Raw genomic sequence first — 26,564 nt, forward strand, 5'->3', positions numbered from 1 at the left:
CGTCATCCTCTCTATTTTTTTATTGCCAATGGTTCTCTTTGCTTTCTCTACCAATGGCTCCACAGCAATATGCACTTTAATCCATCCTTTCCTCCCTCCATTTATGACGCATCCATTCTCCTCTGTTGGGGACTTTCATCCCTGTAAAATCAAGAGCAATTATCACGTCATTGCCAATGTCTTGTAAAGGAAGATCAATATGCATCTTTTGCAATCTTTTGCATATGGTTGAGTAGTCAGCTGCCTTCAGCTTTGGATATATTCAGGGAGCTTTCTCAAAAATCCTTCCATCTGGCGAAATGGAAGAAAAGCGATGTGAATGAAATCAAGGAATATCATGAAAGATTCTGGAAATTTATATGGTCTTCCTCTCTTTTTATAATTCATTTCATCAAGTTCTTTATTCCATGTTTCCATAAAATCCAGAGAAATGTACATTTCTTCTCTCCTCACCATTTGCTCATTATATTCTTTCCAATTTCTCTCGTCTGGCATCCTTATCTCTTCTTATAGAAATGCTGCAAAAATAAAAAATTTTACGATTTATTCAACACAGCATAATTTTTGCCATATTTACATAAAAGGTTGAGCATTCAAAAATACTGCAGCATCGATAAATTTTTATCCAACAATTTTATATATCTCCTCCCATATTTGGGTAAGGCGTTAAAATGTCCCAGCATAGCAAACCAAGGCGTGGATCAATGGGCTATTCGCCCCGCAAAAGAGTTAGCTCAGAAAAGCAAGTAGTAAGAAGCTGGAGTGGGGAGGGCATACTAGGTTTTGCTGGTTATAAAGTGGGAATGAGCCATGTTATGCTTGTTGATTACCGTCCAACTTCCCTTACCTCTGGGCAGGAAGTTATGGTTCCAGTTACAATTGTTGAAACTCCTCCGATGAAGGTTGTTGGAATTAGATTTTATGAATCAATGCCTTATGGAATGAGAAGCATAGGCGAGATTTGGAGTGATAATTTGCAGGAATTGGATGAAGTTATTTGCCTGCCGAAGAAAAAAGAAAAGAAGGAATATGGCAACTATGATGAATTGCGCATAATTGCACATACACAGCCATACAAAGTGACAGGTATTCCAAAGAAAAAGCCGGAGCTTTTTGAAATTGGATTAGGCGGAGAGCTAAAAGAAAAGCAAGCTCTAGCAGAAAGCCTTCTCGGTAAGGAAATAAGTATCAAGGATGTTTTTAAGGAAGGAGAAATGGTAGATGTAATAGGGGTTACAAAAGGAAAAGGATTTCAGGGTCATATAAAGAGATGGGGTGTTAAATTATTAGCCCACAAAAACAGCAAACACCGCAGAATGATAGGCACACTTGGTCCATGGCTTTCATGGGTGCGCCCTTCTGTGCCTCAGGCTGGGCAGATGGGCTTTCACAGGAGAACAGAATACAATAAGAGAATTCTTAAGATAGGTGAGAAGCCAGAGGAAATAAATCCATCAGGTGGTTTCATTCGCTATGGGCTTGTTAGAAATGAGCATGTTATATTGCATGGAAGCATTGTTGGGCCAGAGAAAAGGCTTGTTTTTATGAGAAAGGCAATTCGCTATCACGCTGGAATAAAGGTTGAAAAACCACAGATTGCATATGTATCCACTACAAGCAGGCAGGGTGTAAGATGAAAGCGAATGTTTATGGTATAGATGGTGAGATAAAGGAAGAAATTGAGTTGCCAAATTGCTTCTCTTTTGATTATCGCCCTGATTTAATAAGGAAGGCATTCAACATCATCCGCAGTAATGCCCGCCAGCCATATGGAACAAATAAAAGAGCAGGGCATTATGTTGCTGAATCATTCGGGCCAGGGCGCGGCATATCACGCACACCTCGCATTGCATCTGGCAGAGGGGCTTTTGCTCCCCAGACTGTAAAAGGAAGGGAGGCGCATCCTCCAAAAGTAGAGAAAATATGGAAAAGAAAAATCAATAGAAAGGAAATGCTTCTTGCTCGCCTTTCAGCAATTTCAGCAACTGCAAATGAAGAAATTGTTAAGGAAAGGGGACATAAATTCAATACATCCTTGCCCATAGTTATGGATGATGAATTTAATGAAATTACCAAAACAAAGGATATAATATCTTTATTCAAAAAAATAGGAATTATTGATGATGTTGTGAGGGCAAAAGAAGGAAGGCATATAAGGGCTGGAATAGGAAAGTTAAGGGGAAGGAAATACAGGAAGCCAAAATCAATTCTCATTGTTACGGACAAAAAGGAAAAAATTAAAAAAACCGCTAATAATTTAGCTGGTGTGGATGTCGTAAGCGTTGATGAACTGAATGTAGCACATCTTGCTCCTGGAGGGCAGGCGGGCAGGCTGGCGGTTTATACAAAAGGAGCGATAATGAAACTTGGTGAGAAATATGAATCCATATGAGATAATAAAGCATCCATACATAACTGAAAAGACAATGGCTCTTATGGAGAAAAATAATTCCTTGCAATTCATTGCCAGAATTGATGCAAATAAGAGGCAGATAAAGGAAGCTATTGAAAAAATGTTTGAGGTTAAGGTGGAGAGTGTTAATACAAGAATAACAAGGAAAGGAAAGGTAGCAACTGTAAAGTTAAAACCGGAATATAAGGCGGAAGATATCGCCACGAGGATTGGAGCATTGTGAGGTGAAAAATGGGTAAAAGATTAAGGTTACAAAGGCGTGGAAGGGGAAGCATCTGGGAAAGCCCATCATTCAAGCATAAGGGACCGGTAGCATATCCTTCATTTGGGGAATATGAAGGGGTAATTGAAGATATAATTCATAATCCTGGTTCAACCGCTCCTCTTGCAATAGTAAGGTTGAATGATGGAAGAGAAATAAAGATGGTTGCATATGAAGGAGCAATTGTTGGAGAAAAAATAAAGTTTACGGGAGAGAGTATTTTTAAGGCTGGAAATGTGCTTCCTCTTGCTTCAATTCCACAGGGAGCTCCTATTTATAATATAGAAGGAATGCCTGGTGATGGAGGTAAATTTGTCAGAAGCGCTGGCTCCTATGCAACAATAATATCACATGAAAAAGATTTTGTAATAGTGCGCCTTCCATCAGGAAAGGATAAGAGATTTTTGCCGCAGTGCAGAGCCACGGTTGGGCTGGCGGCTGGCGGTGGGAGGGAAGAGAAGCCGATACTGAAGGCGGGCAAGAAATATCATATGTTCCGCAGTAGGGCAAAACTATGGCCAATTGTAAGTGGTGTTGCAATGAATCCAGTTAATCACCCGCACGGAGGAGGGAGCCATCAGCATGTCGGAAGGCCAAAAACTGTAGCAAGGGGAGCACCGCCTGGAAGGAAAGTGGGTTCAATATCTGCGAGAAGAACTGGTAAAAGGTGAGTGAATGGTTAAAAGAAAAAAAATTGAAATTACAAGTAAAAAAGAATTCCTTTACAGAGGGATTAAAGTCGATGAGCTTATGAAAATGAGTATTGAGGATATATTGCCCTATTTGCCATCAAGAGTAAGGAGAAGTTTGAAGCGTGGTCTTACACCTCGCCAGTACAGGTTTATTCAGAGGCTCAGGAAAACCGAAAAAGGAAAAATTATAAGGACACATCTACGGGACATGATTATACTTCCAGAATTTGTTGGGCATACGATTGCAGTGCATAATGGAAAAGAATTTTTACCAGTAAATATTAAACCAGAAATGATAGGTCATTATCTTGGAGAGTTTGCAATGACAAGGAAGGAAGTAAAGCACAGCGGGCCAGGTGTTGGTGCAACACGCTCTTCAAAATATCTGCCATTGAAGTGAGAAAATGAAATATTCACTTGAGTTAGACCCGGAAAAAACTGCGAAGGCATATGGAAGGGAGCTATACTGCTCTCCAAAGCATTGTGAAAACATAGCAAGAGCCATAAAGGGAATGAAGTTGAGCGAAGCAAAGAAATTCTTGAATGATGTAATTCAGCATAAAAGGGCTTTGCCATTGAAAACACATAATAGAAATCGCCCGCATCATCATAGAGTTGGACCTGGTGCTTATCCTGAGAAAGCATGCAAAATGATTCTTGAAGTCATTAAAAATGCTGAAAATAATGCGGAATATAAGGGACTAAATGTTGAAAATATGTATATAGCTCATATCTCTACATATAAGGGAAGAGAAATAAAGGGATTTATGCCTCGCGCCATGGGAAGGGCGACTGACTGGAATGAACAGACAACAAATGTTGAAATAATAATTTCAGAGGAGTAAAATGGCTATTGAAAGAAAATTTGTTGAGGAAAGTCAAAAAAGAGTTCTGCTGAAGGAATTCATAAAAAAAGAATGCGAGCGCGCCGGCTTTGGGGGAGTTAAAATTCAGCGCATACCTATGGGAACATTGATAACACTGCAGGTTGAAAGACCAGGATTAATCATAGGAAGAGGAGGAAAAAGAATAAATGAAGTTACAAACATTATCAAGGAAAAATTTGGTGTTGAAAATCCACAAATTGAAATAGAAGATATAGGAGGGAAGGCTCTCCTTAATGCCACTCTGATGGCTCAAAAAGTTGCTGACTCGCTTGAAAGAGGATGGCACTTTCGCAGAGTTGGTCATTCTACGGTTAGGAGGGTTGTTGAGGCGGGGGCAAGAGGTTGTCAGGTTGTTATATCTGGTAAGCTAACTGGAGAGAGACATAGATCAGAAAAATTCACCCTTGGTTATGTAAAATACTGCGGTGAGGTTGCAAAGCGGGTTATGGATGAAGCAATTGCGGATGCGAAAACAAAGCCTGGCATAATAGGGGTTAAGGTAAGGTTGATGAAACCAGATGTTGAATTACCCGATATTGTAAAAATAGTTGAGGAAGGAAGAGAAATTTTGAAGAGGGAAATGGAAGCAGCAAAGGCTGAGAGAGAGGAAAAACTTGAGAAGCTGGAGAAAATAGATATTATGAATTTGCCTGAAATACCATCAAATGTTATTGCTTCATTGAAGAAATCGGGAATAAGGAATGCTCGTGAGCTTTATGAAATGGACATAAATGACCTTATTGAGATTAAGGGGATTGGTATAAAAAGGGCTGAAAGAATTAAGGAAATACTAAAGGAGGTGCTTGAAAAAGATGAAGGCGAGAGAAATAAGGAAAATGAACAGGGAAGAGAGAATTAAAAAGCTGGGTGAATTGAGGAATGAATTGATGGAAGAATATGGCAAATCCTCTATGGGCGGCTCGTCGCCGTCGCCTGGAAGGATAAAATATCTCCGTAAAAGCATAGCAAGGTTGCTCACAATTATGAGGGAGGAAGGAGATATATAATGGAGATATGCAAAGTTTGTGGTTTGCCTAAGGAACTTTGTGTTTGTGAAAAAATTGCGAGGGAGGGAAAGGAAATAAAGATATATACGGAAAAAAGAAGGTATGGAAAGGTTGTTACAATTATAGGGGGGCTTGACTCAAGTGTTGATATTGCAGAACTTGCAAAAGAGCTTAAGAAATGCTGTGCATGCGGGGGAACAGTTAAAAATAATCTTGTAGAACTGCAGGGTGAGCACAAGGAGAAGGCAAAAAAGAAACTCGAAGAAATGGGGTTCAATGTTGTGGTGGAATGAAAAAATTTTTAAAGTCTGAATTTATTGGGTTGCCTGTAAAAATAGTTGAATGCACTGATAAAAGCCTTGAAAAAGTTGAAGGAAAAATAATAGATGAGACGAAAAATATGTTCGTAATAGAAACAAAAAATGGGATAAAAAAGGTTGCAAAACGCATTGCAAAATTTGAAATAGGTGGAAATATTATCGATGGGGAAAAAATAGCATATGCTCCTCATGAAAGAATAAGGAGGATAAAATGATAGGAATAGATGTTAAAGAGCCAGAAAAGGAATGCGATGATATAAATTGCCCGTTTCATGGTCATCTAAAGGTGAGAGGGATAATTTTAAAAGGAAAAATTGTTTCAAAAGCGATGCAGAGAACGGTTGTTGTTGAAAGAGAGAGATTTCACTATGTTCCAAAATATGAGAGATATGAAAAGAGGACAAGCAGGCATAAAGCACATTTGCCACCCTGCATAGATGTTGAAAAAGGTGATGAAGTAGTTATAATGGAATGTCGTCCTTTAAGTAAGACAAAGCACTTTGTTGTGGTGGGGAAAAGATGAAAGGAGTAGCTGCAAAAATAACCCGTGGCCTGCCAACAGGGGCGGAGCTTGAATGTGCCGACAATACTGGGGCGCAGGTAGTGGAGATAGTGGCTGTTAAGGGACTTAAAACAGTTCACAGGAGATATCCTTCCGCTGGTGTTGGCGACATGGTTTTTGTGACGGTTAAGAAAGGAAAGACGGAGTTGAAGAGGCAGATTTTTCCAGCAATAATAATAAGGCAGCGCATGCCATACAGGCGCCCCGATGGAACTAGAGTTCAGTTTGAAGATAATGCGGCTGTAATAGTGAGCCCGCAGGGGGAAATGAAAGGTTCGGCAATTAAAGGAGCGGTTGCGAGAGAGGCAGCTGAAAGATGGCCTCGTGTAGCTGCTGCATCCGCAATTATTGTGTGAGAATATGAGCAAGCAACCAAGAAAACAGAGGAAAAGATTTTATAATGCCCCTTTGCACCTGAAGAGGAAATTTTTATCCGCCCATCTCGCAAGTGATATAATGGTTAGATACAGGAGGAGAAGCATACCAGTTGTAAAGGGGGATATGGTAAAAATAATGAGGGGCGATTTTGCGGGGCAAACAGGAAAGGTAAGGAAAGTAAATGTTAGAGAAGGAACTGTTGAAATAGAAGGAATTACAATTACAAAGGCGGATGGTAAAAAAGTTTCCCGCCCGATTCATGCATCAAACCTTCTAATCACAAAACTCAATCTTGCTGATCCTTGGAGGAGAAGGAAAATCGGTGAAAAGTTATCTGAAGAAGAAAAAATGATGATTGAGAAGGAGGCAGAAGAAACAAAAGAGAAAATTGAGGAAATAAAGGAGGAAGCAAAAGAAGAAACAAAGGAGGGAGTAAATGAGTCATCTTAAAAGGTTGCCAGCCCCCCGCTCCTGGCAGATTGAAAGGAAAGTGGCGAAATGGGCGGTGAAGCCGTCGCCTGGCACCCATGGCACGGAGGAGGCAATTCCATTATTAAATGTAATAAGAGATTATCTATCGCTTGCTGATAATGCAAGGGAAGCAAAGAAATTAATATCGGGAAGGGAGATACTTGTCGATGGGAAGGCAAGAACTGATTACAGATTTCCATGCGGGCTCATGGATGTAGTAACCATAGTTCCTACAAATGAAAGCTACAGGGTTTTAATTGATTCAAGAGGTATTTTAAGGCTTGTTAAGATAGATGAGGAAGCAGCAAAATGGAAGCTTTGCAGGATAGAAAACAAAACAACTATAAGAGGGGGAAAGACGCAGTTAAATCTGCACGATGGGAGAAATATTATTGTAAATGAGGATAAATACAAGACAGGGGATGCTTTAAAAATATCAATTCCAAAGCAGGAAATAATTGAGCACATTCCATTGCAACCTGGTTATCTTTCATTGATAACTGGCGGAAGCCATACAGGGAAAATAGGAAAAATAAAAAAAGTAATAGTTACAAAAAGCCCGTTGCCAAATATTGTTGAACTGGATGATTTTTCAACCATAAAGGAATATGTTTTTCCTGTTGGAAAAGATGAGCCATTGATAACTCTTCCGCAGGTGAGCATATATGGATAATCCAATGCGTGCTATAAAAATAGAAAAAGTTGTTGTAAATATGGGCGTGGGCGAAGGAGGAGAAAAGCTTAAGAAAGCGGAGCAGGTGATGGAACAGCTCACAAAGCAGAAGCCCGTAAAAACAATTGCAAAAAGGACAAATCGTGACTTTGGAATTAAAAAAGGCATGCCAATCGGGTGCAAAGTAACTCTTAGGAAGGATAAAGCAATAGATTTTCTTAAAAAGGCATTGTGGGTTCGTGATTATAAGCTACCTAAATGGTCATTTTCTGAAGGAACTGTATCATTTGGAATAAAAGAGCATACTGAATTTGAAGGAATGAAATATCAACCAGAAATAGGCATATTTGGATTGGATGTATGCATTACATTTGAAAGAAATGGATACAGGGTTAAGAGAAGAAAAATTGCAAAAAGCAAGTTGCCAGAAAGGGAAAAGATAAAAAGCAATGAAATAATTGATTATATGAAAAAAGAATTTAATGTAGAGGTAATAGAATGAAGATAAAGGAAAGGCAGAAAAAATACGGGCGTATCGATGGCTGCAACAGATGCGGGCGCAAGCGCGGAATAATAAGGAGATATGGAATGCATCTCTGCAGGCAGTGCTTCAGAGAGATTGCAGAGGAAATGGGATTTAAGAAGTTCAGCTGATTATTTTTCATCCATTTTTTCCAGGTATTCCAGAAGCATTCCAAGTGCTGCATTGCAGAAATTCTGCTTGTTTTCAATTCTGTTTCCCTTGAATAAAAATCTTCTTACTTCAGTTGTTTTTGGAGTTGCAAGAGCAACATAAACAAGCCCGACTGGCTTTTCTTGCGTTCCACCTGTTGGGCCAGCTATACCTGTTGTTGCTATTGCTATGTCTGCTCCTATGGCTTTTCTTGCGCCCTCCGCCATTTCGCGGGCTGTTTGCTCTGAAACCGCGCCATATTTTCTTAGAGTTTCTTCTTTTACGCCAAGTATTTTAACCTTTACTTCGTTGCTATAAGCCACAACTCCTCCTTTAAAATATTCTGAGCTTCCAGAAATGTTTGTAAGGGTGTGGGCTATTAAGCCAGATGTGCATGATTCAGCTGTTGCAACCCATAATTTTTTATTTTTAAGCAGTTCAGCGATTTTTTCAATCATGATAATAAATAGATTATATTTATTTTATGTTGATGTTACAAGGTGCGAGGATATAACTCCCTTTATCGCAGCCAATTTGTTTAAAAGTTTTTTTATATCCCTTGCCCTTCCTCTTACAGCAATTATTTCAAGGCATTTTTCCTCGCTTAAATGAACATGCATTGTTGCATTTATAATATCATTGTATTCGTGCTGTGCCTGAGTGAGCAACTCGCTTGTAGAGGGGCTGTGAATATATGTAAATACTATTGCTCCAGCAATTTCTCCTTTTTCCTTCAGAAATTTATGAGATGTAATAAATTCATGTATTGCAGATGAAATTGCATTGCTCCTGTTTTTATACCCCATTTCCTTACAAATTTCATCAAATTTTTTTAATAAGTCGCCTGGCAAAGTTGCACTAATTCGAATTTTTTTCATATTGCTTTCCTTATTTCATTCAACAAATGCTCCTCTCTTACCGAACCAACTATTTCTATTTTATCATTTATAACTGTCTTAGGCACACCCATAACATTGTATTTATGGGCTAAATGAGGAAACTCAACAATTTCTATCATATCAGCTGTTATATTTTCATTTTCTATTGCCATCTGGTGGGCAAGATGCGTCATTGATGGGCAGTATGGGCATGTTGGAGTAACAAATACCTGCAAGTGCAACTTTTTATTTATTTTTCTTATCTCTTCCTTTGTTTCTTCCTTTAAATTGCTTCTTCCCCTGGAAACGGATATTATGTCTTCAATTAATGCAGAAAACTCATAGCCAGATGGAATTCCAAAAAATCTTACTCCATATTCTTTTTCTCCAAAAAGCAGAATTGCTGGTATCTTATCAACTTTATATTTTTCTGCAATTTCTTTTTCCTTATTGAATTCATGTATTTCAAGCTTTATTTTATTGCTCAATTCCTTCAATTCTTCAAGGATTTCTCTTGTTTCCTTGCAGAACTGGCATTCAAAATCTTGAGTAAAATAAACAACTTTTACATCTTTTTCCATTTCCCTTTCAAATTTTTCCTTAATATAGTTTTTATCGCTTTTGTTTATAATCGCCATAAAGATAAAGGAAAATTTATTTAAAAATTTTCGTGCAAAAAGTTTTTTTGTATTTCTGCTTAATTATTTAAATGAAATCAAAGCCAAAAGGTTTTGTTAATCTTGAAGAAAACATATGCATAAGATGTAGAGGAGCAAAATTGCTTTGCGGTAAAAAAAGCTGTCCTGTTTTGCTTAAATATTATAAGAGCATTGAAGTAAAGCCACTTATTGAAAAAAATATTATATATGGTTCATCTCCTCCATCAATTTTTGTTGGCAGGGCTGGCTATCCAAAAGTTTTTGCTGGCCCAATGGTTCCGCCCTTTGAAGGAGATACCTCCCCCATGGATGCTCCAGAACTATGGCATAACAAAAGCATAGAGGAAATTGTTGATTTCAGGATGAAGCTTATAAGAGGAAAATATCTCATGAATGTTTTTGATGTAAATGAAAAGATTGCAGGCTATCTTCAGGAAATTGCAATGGCTCACAAGCCAGTTGATATGGAAGTAGAATTTGAAAAAAAACCTCATGGAAAAATAGAATTGTATGATGATTTACCTCCTCATGGGCCTTCTGCTCCAATAAAAAAAATATGGATTGAAAATCCCAAGGTAAATCCAAAAATAGAAAAAGTTTATAATGATGAAATGAAGGCAAAGGAAGCTGTTTTATGGCTTTATAATGAAGGAGTTTTTGTCTCAGCAATTCAGCGGGCTCTTTCTGCTGGCCTGCTTGGCTTGAATAGGAGGCTTGTGCCTACTAGATGGGGAATAACTGCTGTTGATGATATGATTGGGAAGGAAATTCTGGAGGAAGTTAAGAGCAAGGCGTGGATAAATGAATACAGAGTTTATTTTACAAAGAGCTTGGATAACCTGTGGGTTGTTTTTATGTATCCCTCCTGCTGGCAGTATGAGTTAATTGAAGCATGGTATCCTAACACCGCTTGGAATCCAGCTGGGAAGAGGATAGTTATGTATGGCGACCATGAATATTTTTATGGGCGAAGTAGCTATGCAAGCATAGGTGGTTGCTATTATGCGGCGCGCCTTGCAAGCGCAGAATTGCTGAGGAAAGAAGGAAAGCAGGCGGGCGTAATTGTAATGAGGGAGATCCATCCTGGGTATATTATGCCTGTTGGGGTATGGAATGTTCGAGAGAATGTGCGCTCTGCTTTAAGGAAAGAAGCAAGAAAGTTCAGCGAGATTAAAGAAGCAATTCTTTTTATTTCCTCATTGCTTCATATTCCTATGAAAAAATGGATTGAAAGCAGTGAGTTGCTTAAAAATTTGCTCATGCAAAGAAGGCTTGATGAATATGGAAATATATTGCAAAAGTGCCCTGACTAAATCAAAACTACCAGGTATAGATTATTCCCTCAATCCCTATCTTGGCTGCTCCTTTTCCTGCTCATATTGCTATGTTCCATATTTATTTAGAATGAAAAAAGAAGAATGGAAAAATGTGAAAGCAAAGGTAAATATGCCATCTCTGCTAAGAAAGGAGTTGAGAAAAAAAGAAAAGGGAATAGTTGGAATTTCCTCTTCAACAGATGCATATCAGCCATATGAAAGAAAATATGAAATAACGAGAAAATGCATTCAATTGCTTGCTGAATATGGATGGAAAATAGATATTTTAACAAAATCCGATTTAATTCTTCGAGACATAGACATAATTAAAAAAAGCAATGCTAAAATAGGAGTAACAATAACAACATTCAACGAAGATGTCCTCTCCATCTGGGAGCCATACGCCAGCAAGCCGCAAAGCAGGCTTGAAGCAATTAAAAAATTTTCTGATGCGGGCTTATTTACATATATTTTTTTTGGGCCAGTTTTTCCATTTATGAAGGATGAAGAAATTAAATACTGCGTTGAGGAATTTGTAAATTCTGGGGTGAAAGAAGTAATTGTTGATTCGTTGCATATAAAGCAGGGAATGCTCCATGAAATTGAAAGAATTTTTCCAGGAATAAGCAAGGGTAAATATGATGAGATATTTAAAAAAGTAAAAAATTTTGCAAAAGGAAAAGTAGAAGTAATAAGGGCATGGTAAAGCGAAAGATTATATAATTTAAATCATTAATTTTTGATGAAGATTATTGCTTTATTTGTTGCTGGATTGTTTCTTCTATCATTTGCTGGAGCCAAAAAAGAAAAATTTGAAGACGAGAAAATTTTTAGCTGGTTTATTTCATCGGTTCCATATGGTAGCGTAGATATTGACAGGGGCAAAGAAGCATTTATGAGATATTCCTTCTATTTCGTAACAGCCCATTATATATGGCAGGAAGGTTTTCATGCTGATGGGATAATATTTCATTTCCCGAATATATATGATGGAAAGGAGCATTGGGCAAATTTAACTGGTTATGTAGAAATTAAATTCCTTGATGGGGAATATTACAGAAATGATAATTATAATGTTACCACTCACTGGTGGGGCTCGCCTGGCTTCACCTATTACTACATAAAAGTTATTTTTTCCCGAAAAATTGAGTTTATTCATCTTTGCCTTGATTATACTGAGGATGATGAGCATATAAGAACAATTGATAGAACATTTTACGGGAGATGGAACACATATTATGGAGAGAATATTTTCGGCGAAATGATGGAAACATTTATATAGCAATAATCATGATATTGTTATGGAAGGAAAACATTTCCTTGTTGGGATTATAACTGCATTGATATTTGGAATAGCTTTAACTGGAGCAACTTCAATGCAATTTAATCCTTCACCCTTGCCAATAAAAGTTTTCATATCTGGTGGAGTTGGATGCAAAATGGCGGTAATAAATGATGGAAGCGAAACAATTACAGCAAGATGGAGCGTTACATACTGGAATATGGGGTATCATAACATGGAAGGAACTTTTGATGTCCCTCCAAATTCAGCTGTTGAGAAAACATTTCCTGTTTTTTCAATTTTCTCTCCAATAACCGCAAGCATCACCGCAGGCAATGAAGGGCTTACAAAAAATGGCTTTGTATTCCTATTCTTTGTAGTATTTCCAGATTAGAAAATTTTGCAAACAATTTGCAAACAAAAAATTAAAATATTGCCTAATTTATTTCCTTCATGAATAGCTACGGGAGGCTTTTATTTGCTCTTTCAGTTGGAATAATGGTAGCTGGATTTTCCTCAATTTTTCAGGGTAGAGGAAATGAATATTCAATTGAGCGTGGTTTGGGATGCATACCAGAGAATATAACCCCCGATAATAACATAAACTTCCTAAATCTTGCACCTCCTTCTTGGGACTGGAGAAGTCAGGGAATAGTTACTTCTGTTAAAAATCAAGGAGGATGCGGTTCATGTGTTGCTTTTGCCTGCATAGGGGTTTTTGAAGCGGTTATAAAATGGAAAACTGGTTTAACAACAGATTTAAGCGAGGCACATCTATTTTTCTGTGGGGGAGGAATTTGTGATTGGGGATGGTACATAAGTGCTGGAATGAATTACTTAAAAAATTATGGTGTGAGCGATGAAAGTTGCTTCCCTTATGATGGAGCAATTTATGGAAACCAGTTGCCATGCAATCCTTGCCAAGGATGGGAGGAAAATGCATTTAAGATAGATTCATGGGGTGTTGTAAGCGGTAGAGAAAATATAAAGAATACAATTTATAATTATGGACCAGTTGCAGTTGATTTTGCTGTTTATGAAGATTTTTATTATGAGTATCCAAATCCGAGCAGATGGCCAAATGATGTATATTATCATCAATATGGCGACCCTGTTGGAGGGCATGCGGTTGCGATTGTTGGATATGATGACAGCGGGCAATACTGGATTTGCAAAAACAGCTGGGGAACAGGATGGGGCTTGCAGGGCTATTTCAAAATAAAATATGGAGAATGTGGCATAGATGATACTGCCTATTATATTACATATAATCCCAATCTTATTGCAAGTGCGGGTGGGCCATATAAAGGCAAGCCAGGAGAGAGTTTGCAATTTTATGGTTCAGCATATGGTGGAGTAAAGCCATATAATTGGACATGGGACTTTGGAGACGGAAATAAAAGCTATGAGCAAAATCCAAGACATGCATATAGTAAAGCTGGCAATTATAATGTGAAATTAACTGTAAGGGATGCCCAAGGAAAAACAGCAAGCTCAACAACAACTGCAACAATAAATACTCCCCCTGCAAAGCCAACCATAAAGGGACCAAATGGAGGAAGGAAGAATGTTCAATATACTTTTTATGCGGTTTCATATGACGGAGATGGAGATAAGATAAAATATATAGTTAATTGGGGAGATGGAACTTCATCTGAAACTGGATTTATGCGCTCTGGAGAAAATGCGATTTTAACCCATGCATGGAAGAAGGAAGGAAAATATAACATAAAGATTGAGGCGGAGGATGAAAGAGGAGGAAAGAGCGATGCTTCAAACTATTATATTGAAATAGGGCAGAAGGAGGCGCCAAATTCACCAACAAATCCTTACCCGCCAGATGGAGCAACCGCTGTTCCATTAAATGTTATGCTTTCATGGGAATGCTACGACCCTGACAATGACACATTATATTATTCAATATATTTGGATGGAGAGAAAATTGCTGAAAACTTAACTGAAAATAAATATCAGTTGCGCAACCTTGAACCATTTAAGGAATATTCATGGGAAGTCCATGTTGTTGATAGCGATGGCTCAACTTCACAAAGCCCAACATGGTATTTCAGAACAAAAGATATTACATCTCCAAATTTAAGCATTCTTGAACCAAAGGAAAAATATCTTTATATTGGGGGCTTTTCAATGCCTTTCTTTAAAACAATTTACATTGGAAAAATAAAAGTTATTGTAAATGCAAGCGATGAGCAGAGCGGAATGCAAAAAGTTGAATTTTATGTTGATGGAAAACTTGAAGAAACAATATATGAAGAGCCATATGAATGGATATGGAATGAAGACACACTTTACGATTTGCATATTCTTGAAGTAATTGCATATGATAATGAAGGAAATTATGCAAAGGATAGCATCCAGGCGGTTGTTTTAAATTTCTTCCCATAAACTTTTTGGGAAAAAATTTATATACTCTTTTCTATTATATGGCTGGAGGCAGAAAATGACCGAAAAAAAATATAGGTTGGTAATAAGCGTGTTTGTAGCGATAGCGATGATAACAACAACAATACCAATGGCAATAATAGCAGTTCCACCACCATCTGATAGCCAAGAGGCAATTTTTGAGCCAACTCCACCAACACCAGGCTACCAGGGACCAAATGCTCAAATAGTATTTGAGGAAACATTTGATGCAGACCTTGGAGCATTTACCGCAACAGATGATTCTGGAGATGGAGCATGGGCATGGGATGGCACAGAAGAAGCGGCAATGTGGGCAGACGGAGGACAAACTGATGATGAAGATGACACTCTTTCAGCAGATATAGCTCTACCACAAATTGACACCACATGCAATGCCTTGACACTGCAATTTGACTACTGGGGAGAAGGCGGAGTATTTGAAGTTCTTGCAGACACAGATTTATTGGGAACATTTACAGCAACAGCTCTTGCAACAGCAGATATTGATTTAACCGCATATCAAGGAACAACAATAACATTAACCTTCCATGTTGATGCCACTGAAACAAGAACAATATTTATTGACAATGTTGTAATTGCACAGAACCCAACAACAGATATAATAATAAATGGAATTGAAGGCATGGAAGATGGAGGAAGATACAACACATTCCCGAAGTGGATAGATGTTAATGTAACAAATGGAGGAACAGAGCCAATAACAGGAGCGGATTTCCACTTGCAAATCTATAAGGAAGTTCCATTTGAACCAATAGTTTATAAGTGCTGGGACATGGAAACATGCTTCCTGCTAACATGGGATGTATTCAGCTGGGATGGAGACCAGGCATCATGGTATTGGACAGAAAAGAGAAGCTACAGCCCAACACACAGCTATCACAGCCAGCCAGATTATCTTGATACATATGAAGCAGATTCATTTGATAGCTTGGTTTTGCATGACTATTTTGCAATCCCAACAACAATAGAAGTAGATGGACACACACAACCAGTAACAGGAGCATATCTTACATTCTGGCACTGGTGTGAGGGCGAGTTTGATGGAACAAATCCAATTGACTATGGAGTAGTAAGTATTGAGACAGCTGTTCCGCCACCACCAAGCGCAATTGTTGGAGGACCATATTATGATACAAATGGAGAATGGGTGCAGGAGACAATAGATATATCTGCTTGGATTGGAGAGAGCATAAAGATTAACTTCACATGGATAAGCGATGAATATCTGAACTTTGAGGGATGGTATATAGATGATGTATGCATTGAATTGCAGGTTGGAAGTGATCAGCCATTAATATTCCAGGGCTATAGTTATGAAGATTTTGAAGCGGGAGAAACAAGAACATTTAGCTTCCCAATTCAATGGACAATTGAAGAGCCAGGAACATATTATATCCAGGTTTATACTGACTATGAAGATTGCAACCCACTTGGAAATGAAATCAACTGGACAATATGGTTCGGAGATGTATGCGATGGAGAAATAACAGATATAGTTGTTCCACCATCAGTTCAGATGCCCAATACATATTGTGATGGAGTAGCACATGAAGAAATGAACTGGGTTATAGTTCCAATAGATGTAACAGTTCATAACAATGGAACACTTGTTGAAGATATACCAGTTGAAGTAACCGCACGCCACAAGATAACAGAAAATCTGTGGAAGGATGATGTTGAGAGCGGAGACCTTGGATATACATATGTAGTATGGGGTGGAGATAACCTGTGGAATATAGTTGATGCAGATTTCTATAGCCCATTCCATTCATGGCACTTTGGAGATACAGCAACACACTATCCAGCGGGAGTAAATGCTGGATTTATGATTGTTCCAGAGGGCGAGGTAGATTGGGCTGATTTGAAGAACTATGCTGATGCAGATATAGTTATAAAGGCAAAATGGGACTTCAGAGGAACAGATATGGCGGTTCCAGTTTTAATAGATGGAACCACATGGTACTTCTTCATTGGCAGGAGCGTGCATTTAACTGGAAACTCTGGAGGATGGCAGGAAGTAAGATTTAGCAACCTGCTTGCTGGATATGTTAGCTATTTGGGATTGAACAACATTTTTGAATTGCCAGAGGCATATGGATTTACAAACTTCAGAGGATTCGCATTGGGTATATGTGGTCCAGGGCTGGCTCCAACAGTTGGAGGCGGAGCGGGATTATACATTGATGATATCCTTGTTTACAAGAGCTATGCGGGAGAAGTAGTATGGAGTGATACACTTGTAGCAGAGGATTTAGAGCCATGCCATAGCGAGGTTTTGCACTTTGAATGGAATACAACAGAATACTGCGATTATATTATAACTGCAACAGTTAAACTTGACTGCGATATGGATCCAACAAATGATGAAATGGGCGCACCAACAAGAATATGGAAGCAAATATATGAGCCAGATACATGGGAGAAGTGGGAGCAGGAAGACAATACATATGGATTGCCAGATCACTGGCATATTGTAGAGGAATGCTCAATTTGCCCAGATGACCACAAGTGGTGGAATGGAGATGAGGCAACGGGAATATATCCAAATGAAGTTGATGAAGTCCTTGTAATAAACAGAACATTCGACTTTACAGGATTGACAGAAGCATATATCAGCTTTGAAACATATTACTATATAGAAGCAGGATATGACTATGGATATGTTGAAGTGAGCAATGACTGCGGAGATACATGGTTCAGATTGGCAACTTATACAGGAAATACTGGAGGAGCATGGGTAACTGAAACACTTGATTTAATTCCAGGAACAACAATATTGTATAGCGAATATACAGATTTCTCATTTGTAATGCCAATAGATTTCTTCACAGACAAGATGCATTTCCGCTTCAGATTTGTATCAGATGAATTGTCAGCAGAGAAAGGATGGTTCATTGATGATGTTGTAGTTGGAAGCGGAGCAGATATATTCTTCTTCGATGACATGGAAGATGCAACATTCAGTGCGGATGCATGGTATCATATGGCAACTTATGCAAGATGCCACTGGCATGAAGAAGATGAGTTTGGAGTACCATATCCTGGTCCGGATGATGTTGCATTCTGGAACGGAGAACCAAGAAATGTAATTGGCTCTGGAACATTGTATAGATTTGGAAACTATCCACCAATAGGAACCGCAATAAGCTTTGGTGCATGGACATATACAAAATTGAGTCCAGACCATGGCTCATGGAATTACTGGTATGGAGTATGGGGAGAGAGAACATACTGGGCACAGGGCTATGCTGGAGAATGGCAGGAAATGTATCGCAACTATACAGTTGATTTCTCAGCGGTTCCACTAGGAGCAACAATAACATTCTATTTGGATGCAATTGCATATGATTCAACAACAAGCTACTGGCTTGAAGTAAGTGGCGATAGCACATCGCAGATATTCGAGATACCAGGAGACGATAGCGGTAATTTGGTGCTATTCACATTTGATTTATCAGCATTTGCAGGAATGTCAGATGTATTGCTTGCATTCCATGTAAATCATACAACAACAAGTGGACAAGAAGAATTTACACTATGGGATGGATGGATAGACGCAGAAGCACCAATATGGCCATATGGCAAATACTACAACAATGTTGATGAGAAATTGATATTCTACTTTGACTTAACACATGCATATGAAGCATTCCTTGAGTGGGACCAGAACTACAGCTTTGCAGATAGCTATCCAGATGACTATGGACTTGTTGAGATATGGACTGGAAGCGAATGGAAGACACTATTCATAGTGCAGGGCAACAGCGGTGGTGGCTGGGGACACATGAAACTTGACATAAGTGACTATGTTGGCGGAAGCGAACTTACAAAGATAAGATTTAGATTTATAAGCAATGATGCGAATGTTGATTATGGATGGCTCATTGACAATATAAGCATACAGGGTAAGATTGACTATAAGAACCCAACAGCATCAGCAACATTAAGCCCAGCAACACCAAATGGATGCAATGGCTGGTATAAGACAGGAGTAACAGTAACATTAACAGCAACAGATAATGTAAAGGTAGCAAAGATATACTACCGCATTGATGGCGGAACCTGGAAAGTATACACTGCACCATTCACAGTTGATGTTGATGGAAGCCACACAATTGATTACTATGCAGAAGATGAAGTTGGAAACACATCACCAGTTGGAACAGTGAGCTTCAAGATAGATAAGACAGCACCAACAGTTACAATAACAGCCCCACAGGCAGGATACATCTACTTGATGGGAAGACAACTCTTCAAGAACCCACTCGGTGGAACAGTAATCATCGGAGGAATCAACTTTGAAGCAACTGCAAGCGATGCAATGAGCGGAATTGACTATGTAACATTTAACATAAATGGCTACTCCTATGATGATGCAAGCGCACCATACAAGATATGGTGGCACAAGTTCGACTTGATGCCAACAAAGTATACATTGACAGTTTCAGCATACGACGAAGCATGCAATAAAGCAGCTGACCAGACACTAAGCTTTACACACTGGCTATAAAGCCAACCCTCTTTCCCTTTTTTTATAATTTTTAAAAATTTTGGGTTTTTATAAATTTTATAAATTTTTTCCAATTTCAATAACTTCATCAAGGCATGAAAGAAGTTTTGCCATTTCTTTCAATTCCTCTTCACTTATTGTATAATATTCATGAGCAATTAAATTCCTTAAAAATATTAGTTTTTTGATGCATTCAAATGTGTTTTTACTTATCATCTTCTCTTTATAAAGAAATTCAAATGTTTCTTTATAGCTTGAAGGGAAACCAAGATTTTTCTCAGAAACTATTGTTTCGCCAAGCTCTATCGCAGAATTAACTGCTTGAAAGCATTCCATTGCAAGAGAATTGAAAACTAAATAGTTAGATAAATCCATTTTTGAAAGCTCCTCCGCCTTTTTCCTGTGTCTTTCAATCCTTGATAAAATTGATGCGATTCTCATTCCAATATCATCCTTTTCATTCTTTCATATGAAGGAGCCATTTCTAAATAATCTCTTAGAACTTTTTTCTTTACTTCAGCAAATTTTCCCTCATTTCCAACATATAGCACTTTTCCATATTTTAAAACTTCAAATTGAATATATAATGGCAATCTAAAAAATGGCACAACTTCTATGAGGCGAGAGGAAAGGCAGCTTATTTCTTCTTCTAAGCCATCTGCTATTACAGCAATATCTATATCAGAAATTGGTTTTTCTTTACCTTTTGCATATGAGCCAAAGAGGATTATTGCTATAACTTCTTTATAATTTTTTAAATCCTCAACAATTTTTTCAATTCCTTCCACGCTTATATATACCAAACAAGTTTATAAGCATACCTTTTATTTTTGATGAAAACTTTATTCATTTACATAATCTTTCATCAAAAAATTTATTTATACCTTATTAATTTACTTTTGGAGGCATGATAAAAATGAAAGGAAAAAAAATGTTGGCAACACTTCTGGCAACAATAGTGGTTGCTGGAGCGATTTTTGTAAGCGGGGCAAAAAACAATGGCTCAATAAAAATCAACGAATCAGAAAAAATAACGGTAGATAGGGCAACGATAACAGCAAATAAGGAGCTTTGCACTGAATTAAAAACATTGGAAAAGAAAATTATTCCACTGCCACTTGCTGATATACCTGTGACTGCGGGCGAGACAGATGAATCACATCCAGCAATTGCAAGCGATGGAGTTGGAAATATATGGCTTGCATTTGAAGGCGATTTAAGGCAAACAGGCGAGTATAATGTATGGTTTACTTATGGAACAGAAGGAGGAGCTACATGGGCTGAAAATGCTGTTGCCTGGAACATAGAAAGCCCGCCAGAAAGACCATCTCTTGACTACTGGGGAGGAACAAGATTTTTCGGAACAATGGTTCCAAGCCCGTATGATGCGGATGGTGGAGCCCTTTATCTACTATCATGTGAGGACCCAACAAACTTTGATACATATACTGCTGTATACTGGACAGTTAATGATTTGGGAGCGGGATATTATGGCTTTGTTGATGTTGATATAGCATGTGATAATGCTCTTGAGAACTGGGCATATGGTGGTATATCAATGCTCGGAGAGCATGGTCGTGGAGGAGAAAGATTAACCAAAACACCTATGTTTTCATATCAATGCACTGAAGCAGGAGTTGCATGGTTCTATTATTTCAGCAGCGCAGATGACCCCTTCAAAATTGAAAATGGACAATCAACAGCATTTGATATTGACCCAGTAACACATCTTGCCTATCCAGTATGGAATTACTTAAATGCTGAAACTGGTGTTCTTGACATATTCTTCTATATATTTGACTTTGGAAAATGGGATGAGTATCAGGGGTATCCAATTCATCCTGATGTTGGAGGTGGTTTCATAAATACAACAGGAATAAATGACATGAACATAGATATTTCTGCATACAATAACAATATAATAATTGTTTCGCAAACAGACGAATATGGTAGCCAGGATATAACATGCTACTATTCTACAGATGGACTTCAGACAGTAAATAAAGTTATGATAGCAAATACAGGGGATAATGAAATGTATCCAAGAGTGATGCATATCGGAGAAAATTCCGCAATATGTATATTTGTAAAGAATGGAAATCTCTACTATACACAAACTGAGGATGGAGGAGCAACATGGTCACAGCCAACAAAGATTAATGATGTTGATGGAAGCGTTGCAGAGGAATATGATACCGCAGATATGTGTAAAGCGGGTGCAATATGGATGGACAACAGAAACGGAAATTATGATTTATTCTTCGATACTGTTGGAGCATTCCCGATAGTGGGCATTCAGAGTATTTCAGGTGGATTTGGGGCAAAAGTAACAATAGCAAATATTGGAAATGCACCAGCTAAAAATGTTGCATGGAGCATTGATTTAGAAGGAGGACTTGTTTTGCTTGGAAAGCACAAGGAAGGAACAATTTCAGAAATTCAACCAGGAACAAGCACAACAGTAAGCACTGGGCTTGTGCTCGGAATTGGAAAAGTGAATATAAAAGCGAGGGCAGGAGAAGCTTCAGCTACCGCAAGTGGCTTCGTGCTCGGCCCGTTTGTGCTGGGCGTGAGCTAACCTCTTCCCCTTTTTTATTTAAAAATATTTATATCTTTTTTGTTTAATATTATGCGAGTTGCATTAACAGTTGCGGGAAGTGATAGTGGTGGAGGAGCTGGCTTGCAGGCTGATTTGAAAACATTTTCAGTTTTTTATGTTCATGGGGTTTGTGCTGTAACTGGAATAACAGTTCAAGCCTCAAAAATAGAGGAAATTTATGATTTGCCACCATCGCTTATAAAAAAGCAGATTGAAACCCTTGCTAATGATTTAAAAATAAATTCAGCAAAAACTGGAATGCTCAGGAAAAGCGAGATAATAAAGGCGGTTGCAGATGTTCTTTCAAAATATGATTTTCCTCTGGTTGCAGACCCTGTTATTCTTTCAAAAAGCGGTTACGAACTGCTTAGAGAAGATGCAATAGATGACTTCATAGATTTTATTTTTCCCATCTCATATCTTATCACTCCCAACAGGTATGAAGCGGAGAAGATGAGCGGAATAAAAATAAAAAGTAAAAAAGATGTAGAAAAAGCTATAAAAATTTTGAAGAAAAAGGGAGCAAATTCAATTTTGATAAAGGGAGGGCATTTCCCGAATAAAACAGATTATCTTTACCATGAAGGAAAAATTTTTGAATACAGGGGAAGAAATATAGAGGGGTGTGGGCATGGCACAGGTTGCAGTTTTTCAGCAGCAATTACTGCAAATCTTGCAAAGGGAATTGAACTTAGAGAAAGCGTAAGAATAGCAAAGAATTTTATAGAAACAGCAATAAAGTATGGGGATAAAGCTGGAAAGATATGTCCAGTTAATCAGATTTCATGGATTGCTAAAGATGCGGAAAGATGGAGAGCTTATGAAGAATTAAATTTTTGGTTGAATGAACTTTTAAAGGAAAAAATTTATGATTTAATTCCCGAAGTTGGAACAAATTTTGCATATGCACTGCCAAAAATTTTTTTGAAAGATGAAAAAGATATTCTTGCTGTTGAAGGAAGAATAATAAAAGCAGGAAAAAAACTGAGGGCTGGCGAAATAAAATTTGGTGCATCAAGGCATCTTGCAAAAGCAATAATGAAGGCAATAGAATATGATGAAAATATAAGATGTGCAATAAATCTGAAATATGATGAAAATTTAGTCAGGAAGGCAAAAAAAATTCAAAATGTATCTTCATATGACAGGCGGGAGGAGCCAGAAGAAATAAAAAATAAGGAAGGAAAAAGCATTTCATGGGGAACTGAAATTGCAATAAAAAAAGCTGGAAAAGTGCCAGATTTAATTTTTCATAAAGGAGATATTGGAAAGGAAGCAATGATAACGATTTTAGGAAAAAACCCGAAAGAAGTTATTGAAAAATTAAGGAAAATAATCTAATCACTTTCCTCCGTGTCTTGTTTCCCTTGTCCTTATCTCAACAAATATGGGGCAGGCAAGGGGCATGCCGGCGACAATCGCCACACCTATGGGAAGCGTTTGAATTTCATTTGAAGAAGAGGAATCAAGTCCTTCAACACTTGATGTTATTGCTTTAAGGTCATTTGGATTTGTTGTTTTAAGTATTATATGGGTATTGCATTGGGAAATAACATTTTTATCTATTCTTGCGGGGCGCTGTGTTAAAATAGCAAGTCCAATGCCAAATTTTCTTCCTTCTGAAGCTATATTTTTTATTATACTGCTTGCGATGCTTTTCCCCTGCCCCCTTTCTGGGCAATACCTATGGGCTTCTTCAATAACTACAAGCAATGGAGGAATTGAATTATTTTTTCTTTCTTCAAATATTCTTGTTAGCAATATTGAAACAAGCATTTCCTGAATATAAGGAGGCACACCCCTCATATTTATTATAGAACATTTCCCCTTTTTTACAATTTCATCTAATGGAGTGTAGTATTTTGAGAAAATGCCCATCGCCATTATCTGCTCCATTTGATTTATCAGTCCCCATTTTGCACTGCTTTTTGCCTCCTTTATTTCTTCGAGAATGTCCTCCATTGTATATATTCTTTTTTCGCTTGCATTTTTCCATGCTTCATATAGCAATCCTTTTTGGATTTGAGTTGCTTCTGGAAATAAATAAAGCAAATCCTGAAATGATAAATTTACCTCATCAAGCAGAAGAGGAATTGCTTCCCTGTTGTTACTGCATACAGGAGAATATTCAAAAACATTTTTTGCATAGCTTTTTGGGCTAACTTCAAATTTACTCATCGCATTTATTTCCTCAAAATTTGGATGGCGCAGGGAAGTATATTCTCCGTGTGGGTCTATTATCAGAATAGCATCCCCTTTTTTTATAAATTCTTCTATAATCACTCCCATTGTATAGCTTTTTCCACTTCCACTTTTTGCAAGTATGCATATATGCTTCTGAATAAGTGTTTCTGGAGAAAGAAAAACCTTAATATTCATGTCCTTAAGAATTCCTATATAAATTCCTTCATTTTCTATTCCAATTATTTTTTTTATTGTTTCTTCATCCGCCCTATAAACCTTTTCACCCACGCTGAAAGGAGTTCTTACCATATACCTCTCTTCGGTTGAGCCAATTATATTTGCTTTTGCAAATGTCCCATCGCTTCTATTAAAAATTTCCCATATCTGTGACAAAATTTTATTCTCATGGAAAACACAAACATAATCAAGCTTCTTTATTTCTTTAATTGCTTTAAATATAAAATAGGAAGTAGTGCCCTCTACTATTTCACCAATTTCCTCCATTATCCTATATACCTCAAATCTTCCCTTTCACCCTTCTCCTTCTCAATCATCGACTTCTCAATACTCTTTATTCTTTCAGTAATCTTTTTTAATTCATCAGCCTTCTTATCCAGACTTGCAAGACTTATTTTCAATCCAAGAATTTTTGTAAGGACACTTGCAACCTCTCTCGCAGAATTCGGGTCAACAATATATCCAGATGTCTCTCCCATAAGACACGCTCCTTTCATCCCCCTCATTTTTCCAAGTCCAAGAAGCAAGCCAGAAGCACCCACTATCCCTCCCCCCTCCTCATCTTTAAATATAACTCCATGCTTCTTAAGCTCTTCAACAATCTCAATGTCTGTTGCAGCCCCAGTTACGCGGGGGCGCTCCACTTCCATGCCGAGCCCATACCCCCCAAGCGTAAAAATCATTTTAACCCCAAATTCCTCCGCCACATCAATTATTTTTTCCGCAAGCATATACTGCCCGCGAGGCGAGAGCGCCTGATAATCACCTGTAAGAATAATTAAATCTATTTTTCCTTTCCAGTAAAAGAATTCATTTTTTACAAGCCTTACCACTCCATTTGAGCCAATTATAACCTGCGGTGGAAAATCTGTAGAGTATAGCTCCGCAAACTTCTTTGCCTTTATTTCCTCTATGAGATGCTCCGCCGCTATTTTTCCAACATTTCCTATTCCTGGCAAACCCTCAATCAGTATAGGATTCTTTAGCTGAGGTTTTTCCAGGTATATTACTTTTACTTCCTCAAATTTTTTTGCCATATTTTTCCTCCTTTAACATTCTCCTGTATTTTCCATATCTATCCTGGGGGGAGAAGCGGGGCGGCTCCTTTTTTTGCGTCTCTGAATTGCAAACTGGACAGTATTTTTTAAGGGTATATCTATTGCATTTCTGGCAGTATTTCATTTCATTTCCCTTATGAATTTTCCATCCCCTTTATGTTTTTTTATGTATTCAATTGCTTTATTTACATTTTCCTTCAATTTTTTTTCTGCAATTTTGTATTCAGGTGCGACAACTTCAATTCTATATAGCGGGGCGGATATATACTTTACTCTAATTTTCAGCTCATTTTCCTCCTCTATTTTTTCAAGGGCTTTTTTGATATGTTTTATTCCATCACTGGCAGGGCATGTCAGTTCAACATATCCATTTATTTCAATAAAAGGAATTATTATGTTTTGTTTTGCAATTTCTATAAATGCATCAACCCAGTATTCATCGAACTCTTTTCTGAACTTCTTTTCGTTTTTAACTGCGTCTTCAAAAGCTTTATAGAGTGTATTATACTTCTTCAGCAATTTTTCCTCAACCTCCACATATAATTCATCGAAATTTTTACCTATTTTATCCGCAACTATCTCAAGCAATTTTTTTGCCTTCTGCTCATTTTTCCATTGCTCTATTTTTTCCTTTTTTTGATGTTCTGTAACTCTTTTCAATGATAAATCAACATACCCCTTAGAAGAATCAACATTCATTACCCTGCAGACTATCCTTTGCCCTTCCCTTACATATTCTCTTATATTTTTAACCCATCCAGAAGCCACTTCTTTTATATGCAAAAAACCCTTCTTATCAGGATATTCCTCAAGCTTTACAAAAGCTCCAAATCCTTTTGCCTGCGTTACCGTACATATAACCAAATCCCCTTTTTCAGGTAAATCCTTTGCCATATTTTAGCTCCGCTACTATTTCACCCTTCACTTTAGCTTTTCCTCCAGTAGGTGTTGCTAATATGCTCCCGCAAACCTGGCACTGCACATTCATGCTCGCCTTGCTGAATACTATCTGCACATTACCACAGTCCTTACACCTAACTTTATAAAAGCTGGATGGCATA

The 26,564-nt window shown here is 37.8% G+C and carries 35 protein-coding genes; 24 read left to right on the forward strand and 11 right to left on the reverse strand.

Annotated elements, in window-relative coordinates; all coding sequences use genetic code 11:
• Positions 1-246: 246 nt before the first annotated feature.
• A complete protein-coding gene (locus H5T45_02940; protein ID MBC7128669.1) occupies positions 247-495 on the reverse strand; it encodes a hypothetical protein in 249 nt (82 codons plus the stop codon).
• Positions 496-671: 176 nt separating this feature from the next.
• On the opposite strand from H5T45_02940, the gene H5T45_02945 reads away from it, so the two are divergent.
• The 16 genes from H5T45_02945 to H5T45_03020 are packed head-to-tail and all read left to right on the forward strand — an operon-like array spanning position 672 to position 8,319.
• On the forward strand, positions 672-1,637 hold the full coding sequence (locus tag H5T45_02945) for a 50S ribosomal protein L3 (protein MBC7128670.1): 966 nt from the start codon (positions 672-674) through the stop codon (positions 1,635-1,637).
• Positions 1,634-2,392, forward strand: coding sequence for a 50S ribosomal protein L4 (locus H5T45_02950; protein MBC7128671.1), 759 nt, complete (start codon positions 1,634-1,636; stop codon positions 2,390-2,392). The genes H5T45_02945 and H5T45_02950 overlap by 4 nt, the downstream gene beginning before the upstream one ends.
• The gene (locus H5T45_02955; GenBank protein MBC7128672.1) at positions 2,379-2,636 is read left to right on the forward strand and encodes a 50S ribosomal protein L23; all 258 of its coding nucleotides are present in this window, start codon (positions 2,379-2,381) and stop codon (positions 2,634-2,636) included. The genes H5T45_02950 and H5T45_02955 overlap by 14 nt, the downstream gene beginning before the upstream one ends.
• Before the next feature lie 8 nt (positions 2,637-2,644).
• The gene (locus tag H5T45_02960) at positions 2,645-3,346 is read left to right on the forward strand and encodes a 50S ribosomal protein L2 (protein ID MBC7128673.1); all 702 of its coding nucleotides are present in this window, start codon (positions 2,645-2,647) and stop codon (positions 3,344-3,346) included.
• Positions 3,347-3,350: 4 nt separating this feature from the next.
• Positions 3,351-3,767, forward strand: coding sequence for a 30S ribosomal protein S19 (locus tag H5T45_02965; GenBank protein ID MBC7128674.1), 417 nt, complete (start codon positions 3,351-3,353; stop codon positions 3,765-3,767).
• Between the two features lie 4 nt (positions 3,768-3,771).
• On the forward strand, positions 3,772-4,212 hold the full coding sequence (locus tag H5T45_02970; protein MBC7128675.1) for a 50S ribosomal protein L22: 441 nt from the start codon (positions 3,772-3,774) through the stop codon (positions 4,210-4,212).
• A gap of 1 nt (position 4,213) precedes the next feature.
• Entirely contained in the window at positions 4,214-5,113 is a 900-nt protein-coding gene (locus H5T45_02975) for a 30S ribosomal protein S3 (GenBank protein MBC7128676.1), read from the forward strand.
• On the forward strand, positions 5,067-5,261 hold the full coding sequence (gene rpmC, locus H5T45_02980; GenBank protein MBC7128677.1) for a 50S ribosomal protein L29: 195 nt from the start codon (positions 5,067-5,069) through the stop codon (positions 5,259-5,261). The genes H5T45_02975 and rpmC overlap by 47 nt, the downstream gene beginning before the upstream one ends.
• On the forward strand, positions 5,261-5,554 hold the full coding sequence (yciH, locus tag H5T45_02985) for a stress response translation initiation inhibitor YciH (protein ID MBC7128678.1): 294 nt from the start codon (positions 5,261-5,263) through the stop codon (positions 5,552-5,554). The genes rpmC and yciH overlap by 1 nt, the downstream gene beginning before the upstream one ends.
• On the forward strand, positions 5,551-5,796 hold the full coding sequence (locus H5T45_02990) for a ribonuclease P protein subunit (protein MBC7128679.1): 246 nt from the start codon (positions 5,551-5,553) through the stop codon (positions 5,794-5,796). Before yciH ends, H5T45_02990 begins: the two co-directional genes overlap by 4 nt.
• On the forward strand, positions 5,793-6,104 hold the full coding sequence (locus tag H5T45_02995; protein ID MBC7128680.1) for a 30S ribosomal protein S17: 312 nt from the start codon (positions 5,793-5,795) through the stop codon (positions 6,102-6,104). Before H5T45_02990 ends, H5T45_02995 begins: the two co-directional genes overlap by 4 nt.
• Positions 6,101-6,499, forward strand: coding sequence for a 50S ribosomal protein L14 (locus tag H5T45_03000; GenBank protein MBC7128681.1), 399 nt, complete (start codon positions 6,101-6,103; stop codon positions 6,497-6,499). Before H5T45_02995 ends, H5T45_03000 begins: the two co-directional genes overlap by 4 nt.
• A 4-nt stretch (positions 6,500-6,503) precedes the next feature.
• Positions 6,504-6,971, forward strand: a complete 468-nt coding sequence (locus H5T45_03005; GenBank protein ID MBC7128682.1) for a 50S ribosomal protein L24 — start codon at positions 6,504-6,506, stop codon at positions 6,969-6,971.
• Positions 6,958-7,665, forward strand: a complete 708-nt coding sequence (locus H5T45_03010) for a 30S ribosomal protein S4e (protein ID MBC7128683.1) — start codon at positions 6,958-6,960, stop codon at positions 7,663-7,665. The genes H5T45_03005 and H5T45_03010 overlap by 14 nt, the downstream gene beginning before the upstream one ends.
• Positions 7,658-8,167, forward strand: a complete 510-nt coding sequence (locus H5T45_03015; protein ID MBC7128684.1) for a 50S ribosomal protein L5 — start codon at positions 7,658-7,660, stop codon at positions 8,165-8,167. Before H5T45_03010 ends, H5T45_03015 begins: the two co-directional genes overlap by 8 nt.
• The gene (locus tag H5T45_03020; protein MBC7128685.1) at positions 8,164-8,319 is read left to right on the forward strand and encodes a 30S ribosomal protein S14; all 156 of its coding nucleotides are present in this window, start codon (positions 8,164-8,166) and stop codon (positions 8,317-8,319) included. The genes H5T45_03015 and H5T45_03020 overlap by 4 nt, the downstream gene beginning before the upstream one ends.
• Here H5T45_03020 and H5T45_03025 read toward each other — a convergent pair whose 3' ends face one another.
• From H5T45_03025 to H5T45_03035, 3 genes are read right to left on the reverse strand one after another with little or no spacing between them, the layout of a single operon-like run.
• Positions 8,320-8,796: a CinA family protein gene (locus tag H5T45_03025; protein MBC7128686.1), complete on the reverse strand. Its 477-nt coding sequence runs from the start codon at positions 8,794-8,796 to the stop codon at positions 8,320-8,322.
• Positions 8,797-8,820: 24 nt separating this feature from the next.
• Positions 8,821-9,216 carry a nickel-responsive transcriptional regulator NikR gene (gene nikR / locus H5T45_03030; GenBank protein MBC7128687.1) on the reverse strand — a complete coding sequence of 132 codons (396 nt, stop codon included), beginning with the start codon at positions 9,214-9,216 and terminating at the stop codon, positions 8,821-8,823.
• Positions 9,213-9,854, reverse strand: coding sequence for a thioredoxin family protein (locus tag H5T45_03035; GenBank protein ID MBC7128688.1), 642 nt, complete (start codon positions 9,852-9,854; stop codon positions 9,213-9,215). Before H5T45_03035 ends, nikR begins: the two co-directional genes overlap by 4 nt.
• 71 nt (positions 9,855-9,925) lie before the next feature.
• Here H5T45_03035 and H5T45_03040 point away from each other — a divergent pair, with 71 nt between their 5' ends.
• Genes H5T45_03040 through H5T45_03065 form a run of 6 tightly spaced genes read left to right on the forward strand, consistent with a single transcriptional unit; the run spans position 9,926 to position 19,425 of the window.
• Complete coding sequence (locus tag H5T45_03040) at positions 9,926-11,188, forward strand: hypothetical protein (GenBank protein MBC7128689.1); 1,263 nt, start codon at positions 9,926-9,928, stop codon at positions 11,186-11,188.
• Positions 11,151-11,897: a radical SAM protein gene (locus H5T45_03045; GenBank protein MBC7128690.1), complete on the forward strand. Its 747-nt coding sequence runs from the start codon at positions 11,151-11,153 to the stop codon at positions 11,895-11,897. Before H5T45_03040 ends, H5T45_03045 begins: the two co-directional genes overlap by 38 nt.
• A gap of 36 nt (positions 11,898-11,933) precedes the next feature.
• Positions 11,934-12,473, forward strand: coding sequence for a hypothetical protein (locus H5T45_03050; protein ID MBC7128691.1), 540 nt, complete (start codon positions 11,934-11,936; stop codon positions 12,471-12,473).
• A gap of 19 nt (positions 12,474-12,492) precedes the next feature.
• A complete protein-coding gene (locus H5T45_03055) occupies positions 12,493-12,867 on the forward strand; it encodes a hypothetical protein (GenBank protein MBC7128692.1) in 375 nt (124 codons plus the stop codon).
• A 59-nt stretch (positions 12,868-12,926) separates the two neighbouring features.
• On the forward strand, positions 12,927-14,876 hold the full coding sequence (locus H5T45_03060; protein MBC7128693.1) for a PKD domain-containing protein: 1,950 nt from the start codon (positions 12,927-12,929) through the stop codon (positions 14,874-14,876).
• Positions 14,877-14,931: 55 nt separating this feature from the next.
• A complete protein-coding gene (locus H5T45_03065; protein MBC7128694.1) occupies positions 14,932-19,425 on the forward strand; it encodes an immune inhibitor A in 4,494 nt (1,497 codons plus the stop codon).
• Between the two features lie 57 nt (positions 19,426-19,482).
• Here the strand turns inward: H5T45_03065 and H5T45_03070 are convergent, their stop codons facing one another.
• Positions 19,483-19,866, reverse strand: coding sequence for a DUF86 domain-containing protein (locus H5T45_03070; protein ID MBC7128695.1), 384 nt, complete (start codon positions 19,864-19,866; stop codon positions 19,483-19,485).
• Positions 19,863-20,219 carry a nucleotidyltransferase domain-containing protein gene (locus H5T45_03075; protein MBC7128696.1) on the reverse strand — a complete coding sequence of 119 codons (357 nt, stop codon included), beginning with the start codon at positions 20,217-20,219 and terminating at the stop codon, positions 19,863-19,865. Before H5T45_03075 ends, H5T45_03070 begins: the two co-directional genes overlap by 4 nt.
• Before the next feature lie 113 nt (positions 20,220-20,332).
• Here H5T45_03075 and H5T45_03080 point away from each other — a divergent pair, with 113 nt between their 5' ends.
• Both H5T45_03080 and H5T45_03085 read left to right on the forward strand, forming a co-directional pair.
• Positions 20,333-22,003: a hypothetical protein gene (locus H5T45_03080; protein ID MBC7128697.1), complete on the forward strand. Its 1,671-nt coding sequence runs from the start codon at positions 20,333-20,335 to the stop codon at positions 22,001-22,003.
• 51 nt (positions 22,004-22,054) lie between these two features.
• Entirely contained in the window at positions 22,055-23,365 is a 1,311-nt protein-coding gene (locus tag H5T45_03085; GenBank protein MBC7128698.1) for a bifunctional hydroxymethylpyrimidine kinase/phosphomethylpyrimidine kinase, read from the forward strand.
• Here the strand turns inward: H5T45_03085 and H5T45_03090 are convergent, their stop codons facing one another.
• Genes H5T45_03090 through H5T45_03110 form a run of 5 tightly spaced genes read right to left on the reverse strand, consistent with a single transcriptional unit; the run spans position 23,366 to position 26,563 of the window.
• Positions 23,366-24,712, reverse strand: a complete 1,347-nt coding sequence (locus H5T45_03090) for an ATP-binding protein (GenBank protein ID MBC7128699.1) — start codon at positions 24,710-24,712, stop codon at positions 23,366-23,368.
• Positions 24,712-25,482 (reverse strand): proteasome assembly chaperone family protein, encoded by a 771-nt coding sequence (locus H5T45_03095; protein ID MBC7128700.1) that lies wholly within the window; start codon positions 25,480-25,482, stop codon positions 24,712-24,714. Before H5T45_03095 ends, H5T45_03090 begins: the two co-directional genes overlap by 1 nt.
• Positions 25,466-25,627, reverse strand: a complete 162-nt coding sequence (locus H5T45_03100; GenBank protein ID MBC7128701.1) for an RNA-protein complex protein Nop10 — start codon at positions 25,625-25,627, stop codon at positions 25,466-25,468. The genes H5T45_03095 and H5T45_03100 overlap by 17 nt, the downstream gene beginning before the upstream one ends.
• Positions 25,624-26,397 carry a translation initiation factor IF-2 subunit alpha gene (locus tag H5T45_03105; GenBank protein MBC7128702.1) on the reverse strand — a complete coding sequence of 258 codons (774 nt, stop codon included), beginning with the start codon at positions 26,395-26,397 and terminating at the stop codon, positions 25,624-25,626. The genes H5T45_03100 and H5T45_03105 overlap by 4 nt, the downstream gene beginning before the upstream one ends.
• Positions 26,378-26,563 carry a 30S ribosomal protein S27e gene (locus tag H5T45_03110; protein ID MBC7128703.1) on the reverse strand — a complete coding sequence of 62 codons (186 nt, stop codon included), beginning with the start codon at positions 26,561-26,563 and terminating at the stop codon, positions 26,378-26,380. Before H5T45_03110 ends, H5T45_03105 begins: the two co-directional genes overlap by 20 nt.
• Position 26,564 lies beyond the last annotated feature (1 nt).

It is taken from the genome of Thermoplasmatales archaeon, assembly GCA_014361245.1.
In the GTDB taxonomy this organism is placed as follows: Archaea; Thermoplasmatota; E2; order UBA202; family JdFR-43; genus JACIWB01.

Bases quoted from the DNA above. Each gene is read 5' to 3' on its own strand.
- H5T45_02940 (MBC7128669.1), bottom strand. From the start codon at position 495: ATGCCAGACGAGAGAAATTGGAAAGAATATAATGAGCAAATGGTGAGG.
- H5T45_02945 (MBC7128670.1), top strand. From the start codon at position 672: ATGTCCCAGCATAGCAAACCAAGGCGTGGATCAATGGGCTATTCGCCC.
- H5T45_02950 (MBC7128671.1), top strand. From the start codon at position 1,634: ATGAAAGCGAATGTTTATGGTATAGATGGTGAGATAAAGGAAGAAATT.
- H5T45_02955 (MBC7128672.1), top strand. From the start codon at position 2,379: ATGAATCCATATGAGATAATAAAGCATCCATACATAACTGAAAAGACA.
- H5T45_02960 (MBC7128673.1), top strand. From the start codon at position 2,645: ATGGGTAAAAGATTAAGGTTACAAAGGCGTGGAAGGGGAAGCATCTGG.
- H5T45_02965 (MBC7128674.1), top strand. From the start codon at position 3,351: ATGGTTAAAAGAAAAAAAATTGAAATTACAAGTAAAAAAGAATTCCTT.
- H5T45_02970 (MBC7128675.1), top strand. From the start codon at position 3,772: ATGAAATATTCACTTGAGTTAGACCCGGAAAAAACTGCGAAGGCATAT.
- H5T45_02975 (MBC7128676.1), top strand. From the start codon at position 4,214: ATGGCTATTGAAAGAAAATTTGTTGAGGAAAGTCAAAAAAGAGTTCTG.
- rpmC (MBC7128677.1), top strand. From the start codon at position 5,067: ATGAAGGCGAGAGAAATAAGGAAAATGAACAGGGAAGAGAGAATTAAA.
- yciH (MBC7128678.1), top strand. From the start codon at position 5,261: ATGGAGATATGCAAAGTTTGTGGTTTGCCTAAGGAACTTTGTGTTTGT.
- H5T45_02990 (MBC7128679.1), top strand. From the start codon at position 5,551: ATGAAAAAATTTTTAAAGTCTGAATTTATTGGGTTGCCTGTAAAAATA.
- H5T45_02995 (MBC7128680.1), top strand. From the start codon at position 5,793: ATGATAGGAATAGATGTTAAAGAGCCAGAAAAGGAATGCGATGATATA.
- H5T45_03000 (MBC7128681.1), top strand. From the start codon at position 6,101: ATGAAAGGAGTAGCTGCAAAAATAACCCGTGGCCTGCCAACAGGGGCG.
- H5T45_03005 (MBC7128682.1), top strand. From the start codon at position 6,504: ATGAGCAAGCAACCAAGAAAACAGAGGAAAAGATTTTATAATGCCCCT.
- H5T45_03010 (MBC7128683.1), top strand. From the start codon at position 6,958: ATGAGTCATCTTAAAAGGTTGCCAGCCCCCCGCTCCTGGCAGATTGAA.
- H5T45_03015 (MBC7128684.1), top strand. From the start codon at position 7,658: ATGGATAATCCAATGCGTGCTATAAAAATAGAAAAAGTTGTTGTAAAT.
- H5T45_03020 (MBC7128685.1), top strand. From the start codon at position 8,164: ATGAAGATAAAGGAAAGGCAGAAAAAATACGGGCGTATCGATGGCTGC.
- H5T45_03025 (MBC7128686.1), bottom strand. From the start codon at position 8,796: ATGATTGAAAAAATCGCTGAACTGCTTAAAAATAAAAAATTATGGGTT.
- nikR (MBC7128687.1), bottom strand. From the start codon at position 9,216: ATGAAAAAAATTCGAATTAGTGCAACTTTGCCAGGCGACTTATTAAAA.
- H5T45_03035 (MBC7128688.1), bottom strand. From the start codon at position 9,854: ATGGCGATTATAAACAAAAGCGATAAAAACTATATTAAGGAAAAATTT.
- H5T45_03040 (MBC7128689.1), top strand. From the start codon at position 9,926: ATGAAATCAAAGCCAAAAGGTTTTGTTAATCTTGAAGAAAACATATGC.
- H5T45_03045 (MBC7128690.1), top strand. From the start codon at position 11,151: ATGAATATGGAAATATATTGCAAAAGTGCCCTGACTAAATCAAAACTA.
- H5T45_03050 (MBC7128691.1), top strand. From the start codon at position 11,934: ATGAAGATTATTGCTTTATTTGTTGCTGGATTGTTTCTTCTATCATTT.
- H5T45_03055 (MBC7128692.1), top strand. From the start codon at position 12,493: ATGGAAGGAAAACATTTCCTTGTTGGGATTATAACTGCATTGATATTT.
- H5T45_03060 (MBC7128693.1), top strand. From the start codon at position 12,927: ATGAATAGCTACGGGAGGCTTTTATTTGCTCTTTCAGTTGGAATAATG.
- H5T45_03065 (MBC7128694.1), top strand. From the start codon at position 14,932: ATGACCGAAAAAAAATATAGGTTGGTAATAAGCGTGTTTGTAGCGATA.
- H5T45_03070 (MBC7128695.1), bottom strand. From the start codon at position 19,866: ATGAGAATCGCATCAATTTTATCAAGGATTGAAAGACACAGGAAAAAG.
- H5T45_03080 (MBC7128697.1), top strand. From the start codon at position 20,333: ATGATAAAAATGAAAGGAAAAAAAATGTTGGCAACACTTCTGGCAACA.
- H5T45_03085 (MBC7128698.1), top strand. From the start codon at position 22,055: ATGCGAGTTGCATTAACAGTTGCGGGAAGTGATAGTGGTGGAGGAGCT.
- H5T45_03090 (MBC7128699.1), bottom strand. From the start codon at position 24,712: ATGGAGGAAATTGGTGAAATAGTAGAGGGCACTACTTCCTATTTTATA.
- H5T45_03095 (MBC7128700.1), bottom strand. From the start codon at position 25,482: ATGGCAAAAAAATTTGAGGAAGTAAAAGTAATATACCTGGAAAAACCT.
- H5T45_03100 (MBC7128701.1), bottom strand. From the start codon at position 25,627: ATGAAATACTGCCAGAAATGCAATAGATATACCCTTAAAAAATACTGT.
- H5T45_03105 (MBC7128702.1), bottom strand. From the start codon at position 26,397: ATGGCAAAGGATTTACCTGAAAAAGGGGATTTGGTTATATGTACGGTA.
- H5T45_03110 (MBC7128703.1), bottom strand. From the start codon at position 26,563: ATGCCATCCAGCTTTTATAAAGTTAGGTGTAAGGACTGTGGTAATGTG.